At 69.4% G+C, this 15,418-nt stretch carries 11 protein-coding genes and 3 pseudogenes; 9 read left to right on the top strand and 5 right to left on the bottom strand.

Features of this window, described 5'->3' with window-relative positions; translation table 11 throughout:
- Nucleotides 1–407: 407 nt before the first annotated feature.
- Both QMF80_RS36570 and QMF80_RS36565 read right to left on the bottom strand, forming a co-directional pair.
- Complete coding sequence (locus tag QMF80_RS36570) at nucleotides 408–1,079, bottom strand: formylglycine-generating enzyme family protein (RefSeq protein ID WP_283461526.1); 672 nt, start codon at nucleotides 1,077–1,079, stop codon at nucleotides 408–410.
- A gap of 275 nt (nucleotides 1,080–1,354) precedes the next feature.
- Entirely contained in the window at nucleotides 1,355–1,609 is a 255-nt protein-coding gene (locus QMF80_RS36565) for a DUF6225 family protein (protein ID WP_283461524.1), read from the bottom strand.
- Between the two features lie 1,470 nt (nucleotides 1,610–3,079).
- Between QMF80_RS36565 and QMF80_RS36560 the strand changes: the two genes are divergently transcribed.
- The 5 genes and pseudogenes from QMF80_RS36560 to QMF80_RS36535 all read left to right on the top strand — a co-directional run bounded on the left by QMF80_RS36560 (nucleotide 3,080) and on the right by QMF80_RS36535 (nucleotide 6,906).
- On the top strand, nucleotides 3,080–4,975 hold the full coding sequence (locus tag QMF80_RS36560; protein WP_283461522.1) for an Ig domain-containing protein: 1,896 nt from the start codon (nucleotides 3,080–3,082) through the stop codon (nucleotides 4,973–4,975).
- Nucleotides 4,976–5,136: 161 nt separating this feature from the next.
- Nucleotides 5,137–5,574, top strand: coding sequence for a hypothetical protein (locus QMF80_RS36555; protein WP_283461520.1), 438 nt, complete (start codon nucleotides 5,137–5,139; stop codon nucleotides 5,572–5,574).
- Nucleotides 5,575–5,737: 163 nt separating this feature from the next.
- A complete protein-coding gene (locus QMF80_RS36550) occupies nucleotides 5,738–5,863 on the top strand; it encodes a hypothetical protein (RefSeq protein WP_283461519.1) in 126 nt (41 codons plus the stop codon).
- A gap of 33 nt (nucleotides 5,864–5,896) precedes the next feature.
- Nucleotides 5,897–6,707, top strand: a pseudogene (locus tag QMF80_RS36540) (aldehyde dehydrogenase family protein); the annotation flags it as partial.
- Nucleotides 6,708–6,720: 13 nt separating this feature from the next.
- Complete coding sequence (locus QMF80_RS36535) at nucleotides 6,721–6,906, top strand: aldehyde dehydrogenase family protein (RefSeq protein ID WP_283461528.1); 186 nt, start codon at nucleotides 6,721–6,723, stop codon at nucleotides 6,904–6,906.
- A gap of 288 nt (nucleotides 6,907–7,194) precedes the next feature.
- On the opposite strand, the gene QMF80_RS36530 is transcribed toward QMF80_RS36535, so the two are convergent.
- Together QMF80_RS36530 and QMF80_RS36525 are read right to left on the bottom strand one after the other, a co-directional pair.
- Nucleotides 7,195–9,267 (bottom strand): HelD family protein, encoded by a 2,073-nt coding sequence (locus QMF80_RS36530; protein WP_502962991.1) that lies wholly within the window; start codon nucleotides 9,265–9,267, stop codon nucleotides 7,195–7,197.
- Nucleotides 9,268–10,429: 1,162 nt separating this feature from the next.
- Nucleotides 10,430–11,041, bottom strand: coding sequence for a DUF2867 domain-containing protein (locus QMF80_RS36525; protein ID WP_283461512.1), 612 nt, complete (start codon nucleotides 11,039–11,041; stop codon nucleotides 10,430–10,432).
- A 97-nt stretch (nucleotides 11,042–11,138) separates the two neighbouring features.
- Here QMF80_RS36525 and QMF80_RS36520 point away from each other — a divergent pair, with 97 nt between their 5' ends.
- The 4 genes and pseudogenes from QMF80_RS36520 (at nucleotide 11,139) to QMF80_RS36500 (ending at nucleotide 14,783) form a co-directional block, all read left to right on the top strand.
- Nucleotides 11,139–11,699, top strand: a complete 561-nt coding sequence (locus tag QMF80_RS36520; RefSeq protein WP_283461510.1) for a TetR/AcrR family transcriptional regulator — start codon at nucleotides 11,139–11,141, stop codon at nucleotides 11,697–11,699.
- A 624-nt stretch (nucleotides 11,700–12,323) separates the two neighbouring features.
- Nucleotides 12,324–12,510, top strand: a pseudogene (locus QMF80_RS36510) (hypothetical protein); the annotation flags it as partial.
- A 483-nt stretch (nucleotides 12,511–12,993) separates the two neighbouring features.
- The gene (locus QMF80_RS36505; RefSeq protein WP_283461508.1) at nucleotides 12,994–13,149 is read left to right on the top strand and encodes a hypothetical protein; all 156 of its coding nucleotides are present in this window, start codon (nucleotides 12,994–12,996) and stop codon (nucleotides 13,147–13,149) included.
- 470 nt (nucleotides 13,150–13,619) lie between these two features.
- A complete protein-coding gene (locus tag QMF80_RS36500) occupies nucleotides 13,620–14,783 on the top strand; it encodes a methyltransferase domain-containing protein (RefSeq protein WP_283461506.1) in 1,164 nt (387 codons plus the stop codon).
- Nucleotides 14,784–15,310: 527 nt separating this feature from the next.
- Here QMF80_RS36500 and QMF80_RS36495 read toward each other — a convergent pair.
- Nucleotides 15,311–15,418, bottom strand: a pseudogene (locus QMF80_RS36495) (IS5/IS1182 family transposase); the annotation flags it as partial.

Raw genomic sequence — 15,418 nt, 5'->3', positions numbered from 1 at the left:
TCCTTGCGGGCCTCGACCGCCAGACGCGTCGCGCGCTCACGCAGTTCGTCGGGGTATTTACGGGGAGCAGCCATGATCGGCATCCTTCCGGGTCTTCGATGTCTCCATCAAACCCGGGGCGATTCACCCGTTTGTGAACACGGATCCGAACACCCTTCGGCCGCAATGTACCTGAAGCTCGACAACAAGGTCGGGCGAACACGATGCCCCGGCAGACCGCCAGTGGTCAGCGGCCCGGATCTGGTCTGTCTCGCCGTGGCCGAGCTCCATCCGCACCGTCGACGCCCGGACCGCGAACACACCCTCCAGGCCCAGGGGTCAACCCCCCTCTGATTCGTTCGTCGTCTCAGGTGGTCCGGTCCGTCTGAGTCCCGTCTCATCAAATCGGTCATCGCACACGACGCGGATCAGCACGACGAGCGTGCGATGCGGAACCCTACGTCGTCGACCTGGAAGCTCGGGTGACCGCGGCGCCGCGCGGAGGCCCGGCAGCTCCAGTGCTCGTCGAACCAGCCGCCGCCACGGAGTACCCGGTAGGTGCCGTAGACCTCCGCGTCGTAGATGTCCCAGCACCAGTTCCAGACGTTGCCGATCATGTCGTGAAGGCCCCACGCGTTGGCCTGCTTGCCGCCCACGTCGTGGATGCGCTCATGCGAGTTGCCCCGGTACCAGGCGATCTCGTCGAGCGGCCCGTAATGCGGCCCGGTCGTACCGGCACGGCAGGCATGCTCCCACTCGGCTTCGGTCGGCAGCCGGTACCCGTCGGCGGATGCATCCCACTCAGCGCCTTCGCCGTTGGCGTGGAGGTGGTACACGGGTTCGAACCCGTCGCGTTGGGACAGCGCGTTGCAGAACCGGATGGCGTCCCACCAGGAAACGCCCTCGACGGGCAGTTGGTCGCCATCGGCGGTGCTTGGCCGCTGGCCGGTGATCTGTTCGTACAGGGCCTGGGTGGTCGGGAACGTTGCGAGTTGGTACGGCGCAAGTCCGACCGTCCACCTGCGCTGTGTCCGCCGGTCCGACAGCGTTATCTGCCCCGGCGGGATGGCGATCATCTCGTTTCCTGCGTGCGCGTCCATGGACACGTGATCCTACGGGCGCCTGTACTGGACGACCTCGGCCGGCCTCAGTTCGAAACGGCGGAAGCAGACCCGATCATCTGAGATTGCCGGTGACCAGGCGTCTCAACCGATCTGGTCGCTCCAGCTCACGGCCCCCCTTCGGAGCAGATCAACTGAGACGGGACAGGTGAGGGGCGGACATCCAGTCGTACGAGGCCTGTCCGTTGTCATCCATCAAGGCGTTTCGACAGCGAACACAGTCGTTGCGGTTTCCTGGTCAGCGGCAACGCCGTTCAGTCCACGTCGAGGTAGTACACGCCCGCTTTGGCGTCGGCGAACAGGGTGAACTGGACCTCCGGCCCATTTCCAAGGTTCAGTTCGACGGGCTCGGCGTCGACGAGCACGAACTCGCCGTACCCCGACTCGAGGTTCCCCGGCGCATCGGCGACTCCGACGTGGATCGGGGTGTCGTCAGCAAGTCCGGCCAGGACGGAGCGCAGTCTTCCCGCTGTCCAGACCTGGGGGGCGTGCTCGAAGGTGTCGGTCATGGGCCGAGGGTAGTGGGTTGGGCTGCGGCGCCTTGGTAGGCGCCGCGCCGGACCTGGCACAACTCATCAGGGACGTGTCCGCCCTCGTGGATCGTCGCTTGCGACGGGCCCCAGTGTGCCGACCCCGTCAGTTGAAATCGCCCGGATGCGCTCGGCGAAGGTGGGGAGTCCGGGGTGGTGGCGAGGCGGGTGAGGCGTTGTGGGGACGGGAGGGGCGACGGTCCGAGCGGCGGCGAGAGCTGCTTCGCCGGTCGTGAGTGCGGCGGTGAGATCGCCTTCGAGGCGCTCGAAGTCGATGAGGTCGAACGCGCGAGGAGCCGGTCGCGGGGGTGGGCGTCGTCGGTGACAACCGGCCGACGTTGATGTGCTGGCGTGCGCGGACCGGGCTTTCCACCGCGAGTCAGGCGCGGCCCGTCGCGGAGTCGGTGGCTGCGGGGGTCAGCCAATGGGCGGACCAGGGATCGTTCTCGGTTCGGGCCGCGAGGTGTCCCAGGGCCTGGGCGGGTGCGGCGTGGATCGTGTCGGGGATTCGGTCGCGGCCCGGCACGAAGCGGTGCACCGACCGACCCGTCCGGGGCCAGCCGTGCCGGGGATCCGCTGAGCACCGCGCCTCCCTGGTAGTCGTCCCACGCCGCCCACCACAGGCGGCCCGGCCGCGGGCACCCCCGGAACTCGACCACCAGGTCGACGTTGTCGGCCCGGGCGTGCGCGACCCGCCGGTAGTCCGTGACGGGGCCGCGGCCCGGCGCGTACTCCACCTCGTACTCCAGCGAGGCTATCTGTCCGGCCGCCAGCGGGGCCGGAAGGCGATTTCCAGGACAGGCGTGCTGCCTGAGAACTCGCGGCGGCCGGCGACGCGGCGTCGGCAGGGCGGTCACGCCCACGGCGCCGGGCGGCAGCCGGATCGGGAACGCGCCCACCCATCCCCGCAGACCATCACCGCCCGCGTGGTGCGGTGCCGGACCGGGGCGCCGCCGCGCCCAATGGCGTGCCGCTCGAACACCGAGACGGTGTGGTGCCGCTGGCGCACCGGCAGGTGCTGCGGGACTCGCAGGGTGGGCGCCACCGGACCGAACCCCGGCCCGCCCAGGTCGGTCGTGCCTCTGCGCCGTTCCTTGGAGTTGCACTGGGACCACGCGTGGGACCAAGTGAGTGACGCATTGTCAAAAGGCGTTCTTATGGGCGCGCTTAGCGTAGCTACGCGCGTAGTTACTCCAGCCTGCGCCTCTCACCTTGGGAAACTTGTTTTTAACTGTTCCTTAACTTCGCGCGTTGACCGGTGTTCATCAACTCTGCTTTGCTTCAGCTCAGCCGCCAACGGGACCACCCCACACAGCGTTTCATCCTGCGGCGCAGCCTTCCGGCCCCGCTTTCCGGCAGGCGCGCAGTGTCGGCGGCTCATCCCCACAAGTGATCACCCGACGCCCACAAGGCGCGCGGGTGGTCGGCATGAGAGAGGCACCCTCAACCATGGGTATACCCCCCACGACCCGCCCTGCGCGGTCCAGAGCCCTGACCGGGCTCGCCACCCTGGCGCTCGCCGCCGCGGGCCTGGTCGGCATCGCGGCTCCGGCCCAGGCCCAGAACGATCCGACCGGGACCGCGCCGGGCATCTCCAACGAGTTCAACCCCTACGCACCGTCATACATGCACAAGTACCGTCACGGTGCGGTTCCGGGCCTCCAGCAGTACGCGGCCATGAAGCGGTGGCGGATCGAGCACCAGGCGGCAGCGGCGGCCACCGGCCAGCAGACGCTCTCCTACGGGGGCGGCGTCGACGGCATCGGCGTCCAGAGCGGGCACTCCAAGGTCTACCTTGTGTTCCTGGGCACCCAGTGGGGCACCCAGGGCGCCGATGGCAACGGCAACGCGACGTTCAGCGGCGATCCGTCCGGCGCCGCGCCCGCCGCGCAGCAGATGTTCAAGGGCATCGGTACCGGCGGCGAGCTGTGGTCCGCAGATCTGACACAGTGGTGTGACGGCCCGAACGTAGCCACGGGCGCGACCACTTGCCCCTCGAACGCCAACTTCATCCCGTACCAGTCCGGCGGTGTGCTCTCCGGTATCTGGTACGACAACTCGGCCGCTTCTCCGGCCAGCGCGTCGGGCCACCAGCTCGGCGTGGAGGCCGTCAACGCGGCTGCCCACTTCGGCAACACCACGGCCGCCTCGAACCGAGACGCCTACTACGTGATCCTCTCGCCCCGCGGCACGAACCCGGACGACTACCAGAACCCCAGCACCGGGTACTGCGCCTGGCACGACTGGAACGGTGACACCACGCTGACCGGCGGCGCGGCGAGCTCGCCCTACGGCGACATCGCGTTCTCCAACCAGCCGTACAACATCGATCAGGGCGCGAACTGCGGCGTCGGGTTCGTCAACTCCCCTGGCACCCTCGACGGCTACACCATGACGCTCGGCCACGAGTGGCAAGAGATGATGTCGGACCAGAACCCGGCGGGCGGCTGGACCAACCACGTGGCCGGAAGCTCGTACAACGGCCAGGAGAACTCCGACGAGTGCGCCTGGCTGAGGCCCGGTACCACCGGTGGCGCCGCCAACATCAGGCTGGGCGCGGGTACCTTCGCCGAGCAGGCCAGCTGGTCCAACGACACCAACTCCTGCGCGATCTCCCACTCGATCCTCACCCACGGCAACACCGTCACGGTGAACAGCCCGGGCAACCAGACCGGTACCGTCGGTACCGCGGCCAACCTGCAGATCAGCGGCTCTGACTCGGCCTCCGGCCAGACCCTGACCTACTCGGCCACCGGTCTGCCGGCTGGCCTGTCGATCAGCTCCAGCGGCCTCATCTCCGGTAAGCCGACCACCTCCGGCACCTCCTCTGTGACCGTCACCGCGACCGACACCACCGGTGCCTCCGGCAGCACATCCTTCAGCTGGACCGAGAACGGGATCGTCACCGGCGGCGGCGTCACCAACGGCGGCTTCGAGACCGGCAACCTGAGCAGCTGGACCGCGGCGGGCTCCGCCACCGCTTCGGCCTCGGCGGCCCACACAGGCGGCTACGGCGCGATGCTGGGCTCGACCAATCCGACCACGAACTCCTCGGCCAGCCAGACCTTTACCGCGCCCTCCGGGTCCAGCAAGATCGCCTTCTCCTACAACGTGACCTGCCCGGACACCGTCACCTACGACTGGGCCACCGCCACGCTGAAGGACAACACCACCGGAACCACCACCACGATCCTCGGCAAGACCTGCACCAACGGCCTCGGTTGGAAGAGCGCGTCCGGCAACCTGGCCGCCGGACACAGCTACACCCTCACCCTCACCAACGTCGATGACAACTACGCGGGTGACTCGACCTACACCTACTACGACGACGTGACCGTCTCCTGACCCAGTACGCCCGACAAGCGCCGGGGTGGGCCAAGCGGGCCACCCCGGCGCCGTCGTTCTTCCCGGGAGGGATCCGTTCCGCGCCCGCGCACGTCACATCCGCACAGGCCGGCCGCCTCGTGGGGCGCGCGAAGGAACAAAAGGAGCAGAAGGAGACACCCATGTCGATCAAGAGAGCCACCGTCCTCGGGCTCGCCATCCTGGGCCTGGGCGGCTGCGCCCCGACCACCACCCCCGGCTCACCTTCGAGCCCACCGACCAGCTTGTCCAGCCCGGCCGTGGTCGTCCTGGACGAGCGGGCGAACCACAGCACGGTGAGCGTCGGCCTCGGCGCCACGATCCGGATCGACCTTCACAGCACCTACTGGTCGGGCGTCACCAGCTCCGCCGCCCAGTCGGTCCAGCAGACCGGCACCCCCTCGTCCTCCCCCTCCGCGTCCTGTCGGCCGGGCGGCGGCTGCGGAACCGTCAGCACCACCTTCACCACCCGCGCGACGGGCGCCACCGACCTGACCTCCCAGCGCACCAGCTGCGGGGAGGCCAAGCCCTGCGCGCCCGACCAGCAGACCTACACCGTCACCATTCAGGTCACCGGCTAGGTGTATTGGCCCCGGGACGTTGTAGACCCCAGTGATGTGGTCTACCTGCGACTGCGGCAGCGGCAGCGCTGACGGTTGTAGGTGTGGAGGAAGCCTGTGAGGGCCGCTGTTCGTTCGCGCTCCGGCAGACCCCGTCGCCGGGCCGACCACACCGTCTTAGGCGGTGGCCGCTGGGGCCCGCGCCACGGACGACGCTGCTGAGCCGGGCGTCCGTACGGATGAGGACCGGGCGCAAGGCGCCGGGCTGGTCCGGGTCGCCGCCGCCGCGTCCTTGGCCCAGTTGTCGTGAAGCCGGCTCAGGTAGGACCGGGCACGCTGCCCGGTGACGCACCGCAGCCCAACGCGCCCATGTTCCGGTCCCCTCGTCACCCGGCATGTGCCGCTGGGAGTCGTAGCGGCCATCACCCCGTGGAACTACCCGATCGGACAGGCTTCGTTCAAACTCAGCCCCGCCCTGCTGGCCGGCAACACCGCCGTCCTCAAGCCCTCGGCGTTCACCCCGCTGGCCAACCTCAAGCTCGGCGAAATCCTGCGCGAGGTACTGCCCCCGGCGTCCTGAACGTGGTCACCGGCACCGGCGGGCTGGGCTCGCGCATCACCAGCCACCCCGGCTTCGACAAGATCAGCTTCACTGGGTCCACCCAGACCGGACGCAGCGTCATGGCCAGCGCCGCCGCCACCCTGGCCCGAGTCACCCTTGAGCTCGGCGGCAACGACGCGGCGATCGTGCTGCCGGACGTCGACGTCAAGTAGACCGCAGCCCAGTTGTTCTGGGCCGCCTTCGCCAACACCGGCCAGATATGCCTGGCCACCAAGCGTCTCTACCTGCACGCCGACATCTACGACGAGATGGCCCGCGAACTGGCCGAACTCGCCGCCACCGTCACCATGGGAAACCCTGCTGAGGACGAAAGCGTCGTGCTGGGCCCTCTCTCCAACCTGCGCCAGTACGAGACCGTGCTGGACCTGCTGACCGACTGCCGCGACCAGGACTACGCCTTCCTCAGCGGCGGCCTGCCCGACCCGGAGACCGCCGGCTACTTCGTACGGCCCACCCTGGTCGACACCCCCCGGACAGCGCCCGCATCGTGCGCGAGGAGCAGTTCGGGCCCGTCCTGCCGCTCCTGAAGTACACTGACACTGCCCTTGCGATCGCCCGCGCCAACGACAGCGAGTTCGCCCTGGGCGCCTCCCGTCTGGGGCACCGACACCCAGGCCGCCTACCGCGTCGCCCAGCAGCTCCAGGCCGGAACCGTGTGGCTGAACGAATCGATGCACCTGCACCCCCAGGTCCCCTTCGGCGGCCACAAGCAGTCCGGCCTCGGCGTCTAAAGCGGCCTCGCCTGCGTCCTGGCGTTCACCAACACCCAGACCCTGACCGTCAAGCGCAACACGTCCGCCGCGTAACCGGCACCCCGCACCGCCAACCACCCGCCGGCGGTGCAGCGAGCCCGCAATCACCCTGCTGCGCGAAGGCGATCTGAACATCGTCGGCTTGGACCAGGCCGCATGATGCCGCCTGCGGCAAGGAGCGGTGAGGCGGCGAGCAGCCCCGTGCGCGCGGGCCGGTGTCTGTCCCGCGGCGGGTGCGCCCGCGGCGACGACGCGGGCGCCGAGTCGTCAGGCGGGCTGGACGGTGATGGTGCAGAGGCGCTTGGTGGCCCGGGTCAGGGCTACGTACAAGTCTCTTTCCCCACCGGGGCGGGCCGTGATGATTTCCTCGGGGTTCATGACGACGACCCCGTCGAATTCCAGGCCGCGCGCTTCGGACGCCGGCACGATGCGTGCGTGCTGAGCGATGCCTTGGGCCGCCAGCTCGCTGACCCTGGTGTCCGCGCAGACCACTCCCAGAAGCTCGCCCGAGTGCGCGGCGCTCTGGGCGCGGAGTTCCTGAACGACGGCGGTGACCAACCCGTCCGGACGTGTGGTCACGGTGCGAGGGCTCTCACCGCTTCGCAGTGACCGGGTGGGCTTCTGGTCCGGAGCGATCCGCGTGAGCAGGTCCCGGACGCTCTCCAGGATCTCCTGCGTGGTGCGGTAGCTGACGGTCAGGTTGTGCAGTGTGAACCGCGGTCCGACGTGGGGGCTCAGTGCTTCCTTCCAGTCGCGTGCCGTCGCGACCGGGCCTGCCTGGGCGAAGTCACCCACCAGCGTCATCGCCCTTGCCGGGCAGCGGCGGATGATCATCCGCCACTGCATGGCGGTCAGTTCCTGCGCCTCGTCGACGACGACGTGCCCGTACGTCCGCTCGGGGGGGCCGTCGACCAGGCTCGCCGCCTCGTCCAGCAACGGCACGTCGGCATCGGTCCACGGGTCGTCCGGACCGCGCAGCAGAAGGGACCTCTCCTGCGCGGTCAGGCGGGGCAGGCGCTCGGCGAGAGCGCCGGCGTTCGTCAGGAGAGCCTTCACCAGGTCACCGGGTACCAGCCGCGGCCACAACACCTCGACCGCTCGGTCGACGGCGGCGTCGTCGAGGAGATCGGCTCGGATGGCGTCCAGGTCCAGCTCGTGGACCGGACCCGAGTCGGCCGCACCTTCGGCACGGCGCTGGGCGGCTCCCGTGAACCGGTCGAGGTTGATGCCCGTCATCCTTTCGGCATCGGCGTCGATCTGCTCCAGGAGGTCGCCCATGTCTCGTTGCATCGCGTCGGTGACGGCGTCGACCAAGAGCTCCCTGAAGACCTGGCGTGCGGGGTTGTGTCCCGGTGCGGCTGCCACGGCGGCGTCGCGTGCCATGGCGACTTCCTCGCCGGACAGGTGGACCAGTTCCTGTCCGATCCGCACGGTGACGTCACCGGCGGGGGCCTGGTGGACACGCAGCAGGCCGGCCAAGGCGTCGGCGAGGTCGGAGCTGCCTTTGAGACGCGCCGTATCGAACGGGTCCACCGTGTCCGTGGACACTCCGGCCAGTTCCCGGCAGGTCGCCAGAACGACGTCGTTCTCTCCGAGCGAGGGAAGGACCTGGGAGATGTAGTCGAGGAACCGGGCGTTCGGGCCCACCACCAGGACACCCTCCTCCGCGGCGCGCGGGAACGCGTACAGGACATAGGCCGCCCGGTGCAGGGCGACCACCGTCTTGCCGGTGCCGGGCCCGCCCTGCACCACGGTCACGCCGCGGTGGGCGGAGCGGACGATCTCGTCCTGCTCAGCCTGCAGCGTCGCGACGGCCGCGTGCATGCTGCCCGTACGCCGTGCCGACAGAGCTTCGGTCAACGGGCCGTCCCCCACGACGTCCTCGTCGGTCGGGGCGGTCCCGTCCAGCAGTTCGTCGCTCACCGAGATGACCGTGCGCTTCTCGAGGCGAAGGTGCCGACGCCGCCGCAGGCCCATCGGGTGGACCGGTGTCGCCTCGTAGAAGGGTCGCGCCGCGTTCGCGCGCCAGTCCACGAGCAGAGGCAGATCCTCCTCCTCCGTATGCAGTCCGATCCGCCCGATGCGCAGGGCCGTGCCATCCATCCAGTCGATACGCCCGAAGACCAGACTCTTATCGGCACCCTCCAGTCGGCCGATTTCCTTGGCCAGACGCTCTGCGGTGATTTCTCTCTCGTATGCCTCGTCGGCGCTTTTCGCCGGGGCCTTCAGCACACTCGCTCGGTGTACTCGCGCTTCGGAAAGCCGCTCGGTGAGCAAGTCATACAAGGAGGACACATAATCCCGCTCCGATGCAACCGCACGCACAGCGGGATCATTCATTTTCGACAACAGGGGGCTCCTTTGCTTCGAGCCACACCATACGGTCTGAGTTCCCTAAAGGTAAGTCTTGACTTACTTGGCAGGTCATGGCCTTGCGGCTGAATCCATGACGGCTGACTGTATGGCGTATCACGCATTCCGCCGTTCCGAATATCGCTCATTGCGCTCCCTATGTCCGACTCTTTATGGCGAGCCGGCCGGCGCCATCGAACTCATTGCCAGGGGGCATATGGTCGCTTCGTCTGGCGACCCGACCCGACCGAGGAGACGAGCACAGAATGGATTAAGCCCTCGACCGGTCCACCACTACCCGGCCCGTGCCGACAGCCCCATCTCAGGACAGCAACACCACGCCGCCGTCGGTCGTGGCCGACCCGGAGGACGGATCGGTGAACTCTCACCCCGTTCGCCGCCGCGACGCCCGGCGGCAGGCCTTCCGTGCCCGGACCATCCGACCCGGCCCCGCCTAACCTGGATGCGCCGATCTTCGGGCTCCGCGTCTTTGATTTCGTCAAAGGAACGAATGATGACAGGGGCGGCGGGCGTCCAATGAATTCGAGCTTTCCGGGGTCCGGCGGCGTCACCGATCAAATCAGATCCGATGACGGCTGCTGACAGGGTTTGCTGACAGCCAGCGTCGAATGCGAGCACCATAACGGGGCGACCTCGTCCTCGCCGAAGAACTCGCCGCCCCTCATCTCACTCCCGGGCCTGGAAGGGGTGCGAGGGTGGTTCCATCCCCGAGGCCGGGCCAAGGCCGGGCCCGTCGACGGTGGCCCGTGGCGTGGTGCTGTGCCCCGGGCCACCGTCGGCCACCCTGCAGTCAGGCAGCGTCATCGAACCTGCTTTGAAGCTGACTCGGGGAGGGTCAATGGGCATTCTGCCCGTAGCGCTGGGTTTCGCAGTCGCGTGGCTGGTGATCGCGCTGCTCCCGATGCGGACTCCTTCCGCCCGCAGGGCATGGGGGAGGGGCGTCCTGGGTATCTCCGTTCTGCTCGTGGTGGCCGCCGCTCTCTTCGGTTCCTCGACTGATGTCGCGATCGACTATGACGGACCGTCACCTATCCTGCTGGCGACGCTCGGGGCGGCGATCGTCGTGGCCCCCGGAGCGATCGCCTCGCTGGTGCGCAGCGGCAGGAGCGATGAGGGCCGCCGGGCACGATCAGTGCGTGCTGCGCCCTGCCGCATTGGCCTGCCACGTGCGTCCGATGGTGCGCATCAGCGCGGGGTACACCCCGACGTACCGGAGCGGTTTGATGGCGAGCATGTAGAGGCTGCCGAGCAGGCCGTTCGGCTTGACCAGGACGGCCAACTGCCCGCGATAGCCGCCCGCGCCACCCGAGCCGTCCGCGACCCAGCCGACGTGCAGCACCGCGTGCACGGTCTTGTTGGCCATCTCGGCGGCCCACTCCTCACCCGTCTCGTAGAGCGAGGTGAACGGGGACGTGCCGAGGTCAGGGCCTCGTGGCCCGTCGCGCAGGTCGGCGGGCAGCCGCTCGCGCAGGGACGCCGTACGGGTGCCGATGCCGGTCGCGGGCTTGTCCAGGCCGAGTAGCGCTCCGAGCTTCCAGCGAACGGCGAACAGCAGGCGGGAGAGCGGACTGTCTCCGTTCACCCCGTCCCGGATTCCCTCGGCCATCTGCCGCACCAGCTCGGGCAGATCGTCGGGGCCGCCGGGCGTGGGCAGTGCCCACACGTCCTCGACCGTGAAGTCGCCGGCGATCTCGTGGATCCGCCAGGGGCGGCGGGTGTGGTCGGTTCGTGGCAATCGCATGAGCTGGACCCCTGTCTATACGGTGCCGTATAGATACGAGCTTAGACCTATCTATACGCTCCCGTATACTCGGCCGAGACGTGAGGAGCCACACCCCATGGGCACGACCCGCACCCCACGCGTCAAGTGGATCGAGGAGGGCCTGCGCGCCCTGACGGCAGGCGGCCCCGACGCCGTCCGCATCGAGGCACTGGCGCAAGCACTCGGTGTCAGCAAGGGGGGCTTCTACGGGTACTTCCGCAACCGCCAGGCCCTGCTCACCGAAATGCTCGACACCTGGGAGTACGAGGTCGCCGAAGGCGTGATCGCACAGGTGGAGAGCGAGGGCGGCGACGCCCGGACCCGGCTGGACCGCCTGTTCAGGCTGGTGGCCGCCGCCACCGACGGGCCGGTACGCGGCACCACCGCCGACATGGCCATCCGAGACTGGGCCCGCCGCGACACGGACGTGGCCGAGCGCCTGCGCCGCGTCGACAACTGCCGCATGGACTACCTGCGTTCACTGTTCTCCGACTTCTGCCCCGACAAGGACGAGGTCGAAGTCCGCTGCCTGCTCGCCGTTTCCGTACGCATCGGCAACCACCTCAACGCTGCCGACAACGGCACCCGAACCCGCGCCGAAGTAATGGAACTGATCAGACAACGCCTGCTCAGCTAGGAACAGTCCGGTCGATCATGTGATTGCGGCGGCCACCGCCGCCACGGGGCCGCGCGCCCTCTCGTTGAGTCGAGCTCGGGGCGGGTGCTCTGAGAGGACGAACGACGCCGCCTGCACAGTTCGTTCCGGCCGACGCGAAGCTGCCCTTGCCGCCTGATGGCGAAAGAAATCGGGTGCGGGTCGCTGGCTCCAGACTGTTTCCTCACCTCATGCACACGACGAGACGGGTGCGTCTCCACCCTTGGGCGGACAACGACTTTTGGCTGCTCCGGCGGCGCAATACCTCGAAGATGACGACTCATCTGGGCGGCCCCGAAGCGGAACCCGACCTCCTTGCCCGCCACCGCCGCTGGACGGCCATGAGCGCGAACGCCGCGCACGGTGTTCTGCGATGAGGGATATAACTTCCACGTCCGGTCCGGCTCCGGTCGGACGTCACGGATGCTGAGCTGATCAAGATGATGACCGTGGACTGATCTCAACGAGGCCCCGTGATCTGGGGTCGTGGCGAGGGGCCGCCGCCGCGGCGTGCGGGTTCTCGGCGGAGGTCGAGGTTCTCGCCGTGGGCCTGTTCCAGGGCTTCGCGAAGTGCCTGGATCTCCTGGCAGTGCTGCTTCTTGAGCCGCACAGAGATTCGCGGCCGCCTTCAGCGGCATCTCACCACTTCCGACCCCGACGCCACCTCATGACCGCCCCCGAGCACCGCACCGAGATGATCATCCGCTTCTCGATCTGGGACCAGGTCACCGATGCCACCGGCCTGACCACGGCGACCCGACCCAGGACCGACAGCGCCCCCGGCAAGCCCTGACGCACCGTCCGACAACCCCACCCTCAACAACGTGGCAGCGTCCGCGTCACTACTCATGCCGCCTCCTCTGCCTGTGGGCACCGGCCAAACTACCCGCGCTCGGGGTCACTTCGAGTGGTGAGGCCCACTATCTACGCTCGTCCTACCACCAGCTGACGAGGGTAGGGAGCACGGACATGGAGGTCCGCGAGCACAGGCCTGATGGAGCATTTGGCCACATCGATCACCCCCTGCTGCACCAGGTACGCGTCCGGTACACCGAAGGCACAGGCGAGTTGATGGCAGTGGTGATGGAGCCGGTCGGGTGGGTGGCGGGGCGTCAGGCGTACGCGCGGACCGCGTACGTCCGGGGCGTCGACGGGCGTGAGTGCACGGCGGCCCCGGACACGTTGGGGCGGGCGTGAGTGCCGGGGCCGCCGGGCGGGTCTGCTGCGTCTGCGACCGGCCGGTACGGACGGGTGGGAGGCGCGGCTCGCGCGGGGTGTGGCGTACGTAGTGCCGCAGGCCGGGCGGCCGCCGACCGGGGCGGCCGCGGTCAGCTGGGCGGCGTACTTCGCCGACGTGGGCGGGCTGGTCGCGCACGGCGTACGCGGATTCCACTTCCAGGCCGGGGGCGGCGGGCGCCGAGCGCGGACGTGACGCTTGCGGCCTGATACGCCGCGGTCCGGCTCGACGGGGAGGATCCGGCTGTCGGTGAGTGGGGGAGGCCGGTCGCGCTCGCCGCGGTGATCCGGGACCTGCTCCGCGAAGCGTACGAGCACCATGCCCGGCGCCGCGCACGACAGGAAGAAGAGGAACAGGGGCCGGGGCCGGGGCAGGTTCGGGGGAGGGGGGTGGTGAGCGAGTGGGTGCGTCAATTGCTTTACGTCCTTAACGTGTTCGGCATCCTCGTCATCGTCGTCGGCACACTGGGTTCGCTGGGCCCCCTGGGCGCACATTGAGGCTTCCGCCCCGCGCGGGGGCGGGCATCGTGCACCATCGGGAAGAGACGAAGGGAGAGTTCATGGGCAAGCACCGCAGTCCGATCGGCGACGACGGAAGCCAACCCGGCCGACCCGTTCCACCTCCTCCGCCACCCCCACCGCCGCAGAAGTAGGGAGGGAGGGACCGTGAGGACCGAAAGTCTCCTGGCGGAGATCGCCGCGACCCTGGGACGACCGGCCGCCGACCCGTGGCCATCCGTCCTGGCCGCGACCGAGCGGGCCGATTTCCTGCCCGGTCTCCTATGGGTCCGGGACGGGGGCGGCGGGCACCGGCCGCTGGACCGCGGTAGGGCCCCAGAGGCGTGGCTGGCCGCCGCCTACAGCGACCAGCCGCTCGTCACGGAGTTCACGACGCTCGGCGGCGCCCGGGTCCCGCTGTCGTCCGCGTCCGCACCGAGCACGGTGGTGCGGCTGCTGGAGGACGCGGGTCTGACAGCCGACAGCCGGGTCCTGGAGATCGGCACCGGCACCGGCTTCAACACCGCCCTGCTGGCCCGCCGGTGCCGTCGGGGCTCCGTGGTGACGCTGGAGAACGTTCCGGAGCTTTCGGCCCTCGCCGCGCGCGCCCTCCGTACCGCAGCTCTCGACCCCACGGTGGTCACGGCCGACGGCACGCAGGGCTGCGCCGCGCTGGCGCCGTACAGCCACGTCCTCGCCACCTGCTCCGTGCGCTCGGTCCCCGCCGCCTGGCTGGAGCAGACCGAGACCGGCGGCCGCATCGTCACCCCGTGGGACAGCGCGTGGGTCTGCTACGGCACCCTCGTCCTCGACAAGCACGCGGACGGGAGTGCGGCGGGGCGGTTCTCCGCGCACGGCTCGTACATGCTGATCTCCACGCAGCGGGTGGCGGCCGACCTGGACCGCGTACTGCGGCCCGGGCAGATCCCGTCTACCGGTACGAGCGCCCTCTCGCCGTGGGCGGTCGCGGGGGAGGACCTCGACGCGCAGTTCCACATCGGCCTGGCCGTTGCGGCGGTCTGGCATTCCTGGGACACCTGCGGCGCCGAGGCCCCCGTACGGCTGTGGCTCGCGGACCTCACCGGTTCCAGCTGGGCCTCGGTCGACTGGGACGGGCGCCAGTCCGCGGCCTTCGCTACGCGGCAGTTCGGCGTGCGGCGCCTGTGGGACGAGGTGGAGGCCGCGTACGCCTGGTGGGCCGCGGCAGGCCGACCCGAGGTCGGACGGTACGGACTGACGGTCACCGCCGACGGCCGCCACACGCCGTGGCTCGACGCCCCCGGGGCGCCGCTCCCGCTCACCTTCGCGCGAGGGGACCGCGCCCATGGATAGGCACCGGCGCCCGGAGCCGCCGTCCATGTCCGGTGCCGTACTCGTTGCGTGGCCCCGCCGGGTTGACCCGTCCAGCTCGCTGGCGGCTTACGAGCATCGACGGACCCCGCCGACGTAATGTCGGACTCTCCAGAAGTACGTGGAAACGGCCCAGGCTCGACATAAACTCGCAGGTCACCGACCGTACTCCCCGCGCCTGCGGGGATGAACCCGCGTACGCGGGGGAGCGGCCTCCGCTGGATGAGTGCTCCTCGCGCCTGCGGGGATGAACCTGGGTCTGACCGGGGCAGAGCTGAAGGCCGTGCCTGCTTTCCGCGCCGCAGCCGCACGGCGTCACGGCGCCACGAGGGCGCGGGCCGGGCGCCGGTTGGGAGGCTGCCCTGCACGGGGAGGTGTGCGCCGCGACCTCTGCCCGCCACGCCCGCGTGGTGGCCGAGAGATCGGCCGCCGCCTGTGCGGCGTATCGGCCTCGACCCGGCCGGGCGGCTGCCCGGTCCTGATCCAGTGGCAGTGAGCCTTTTCCAGCCTCAGGTTGAGGCGTGGTGAAGGACGACGACGGCCTTCACGATGCCGGTGATCCGGTTGGTGCTGCAGCGGAGCTTCCGCAGAAGGCGCCAGCCCTTCAGGGTGGCCAT

The organism is Streptomyces sp. G-G2 (genome assembly GCF_030063135.1).
Lineage (GTDB): Bacteria > Actinomycetota > Actinomycetes > Streptomycetales > Streptomycetaceae > Streptomyces.
Note: the sequence above shows the minus strand (reverse complement) of the source record. Positions and strands in the feature narration are given on the sequence as shown.

Excerpts from the sequence above, each read along its gene's own strand:
- QMF80_RS36570 (WP_283461526.1), bottom strand. The coding sequence starts at position 1,079 with ATGGACGCGCACGCAGGAAACGAGATGATCGCCATCCCGCCGGGGCAG.
- QMF80_RS36565 (WP_283461524.1), bottom strand. The coding sequence starts at position 1,609 with ATGACCGACACCTTCGAGCACGCCCCCCAGGTCTGGACAGCGGGAAGA.
- QMF80_RS36560 (WP_283461522.1), top strand. The coding sequence starts at position 3,080 with ATGGGTATACCCCCCACGACCCGCCCTGCGCGGTCCAGAGCCCTGACC.
- QMF80_RS36555 (WP_283461520.1), top strand. The coding sequence starts at position 5,137 with ATGTCGATCAAGAGAGCCACCGTCCTCGGGCTCGCCATCCTGGGCCTG.
- QMF80_RS36530 (WP_502962991.1), bottom strand. The coding sequence starts at position 9,267 with ATGAATGATCCCGCTGTGCGTGCGGTTGCATCGGAGCGGGATTATGTG.
- QMF80_RS36525 (WP_283461512.1), bottom strand. The coding sequence starts at position 11,041 with ATGCGATTGCCACGAACCGACCACACCCGCCGCCCCTGGCGGATCCAC.
- QMF80_RS36520 (WP_283461510.1), top strand. The coding sequence starts at position 11,139 with ATGGGCACGACCCGCACCCCACGCGTCAAGTGGATCGAGGAGGGCCTG.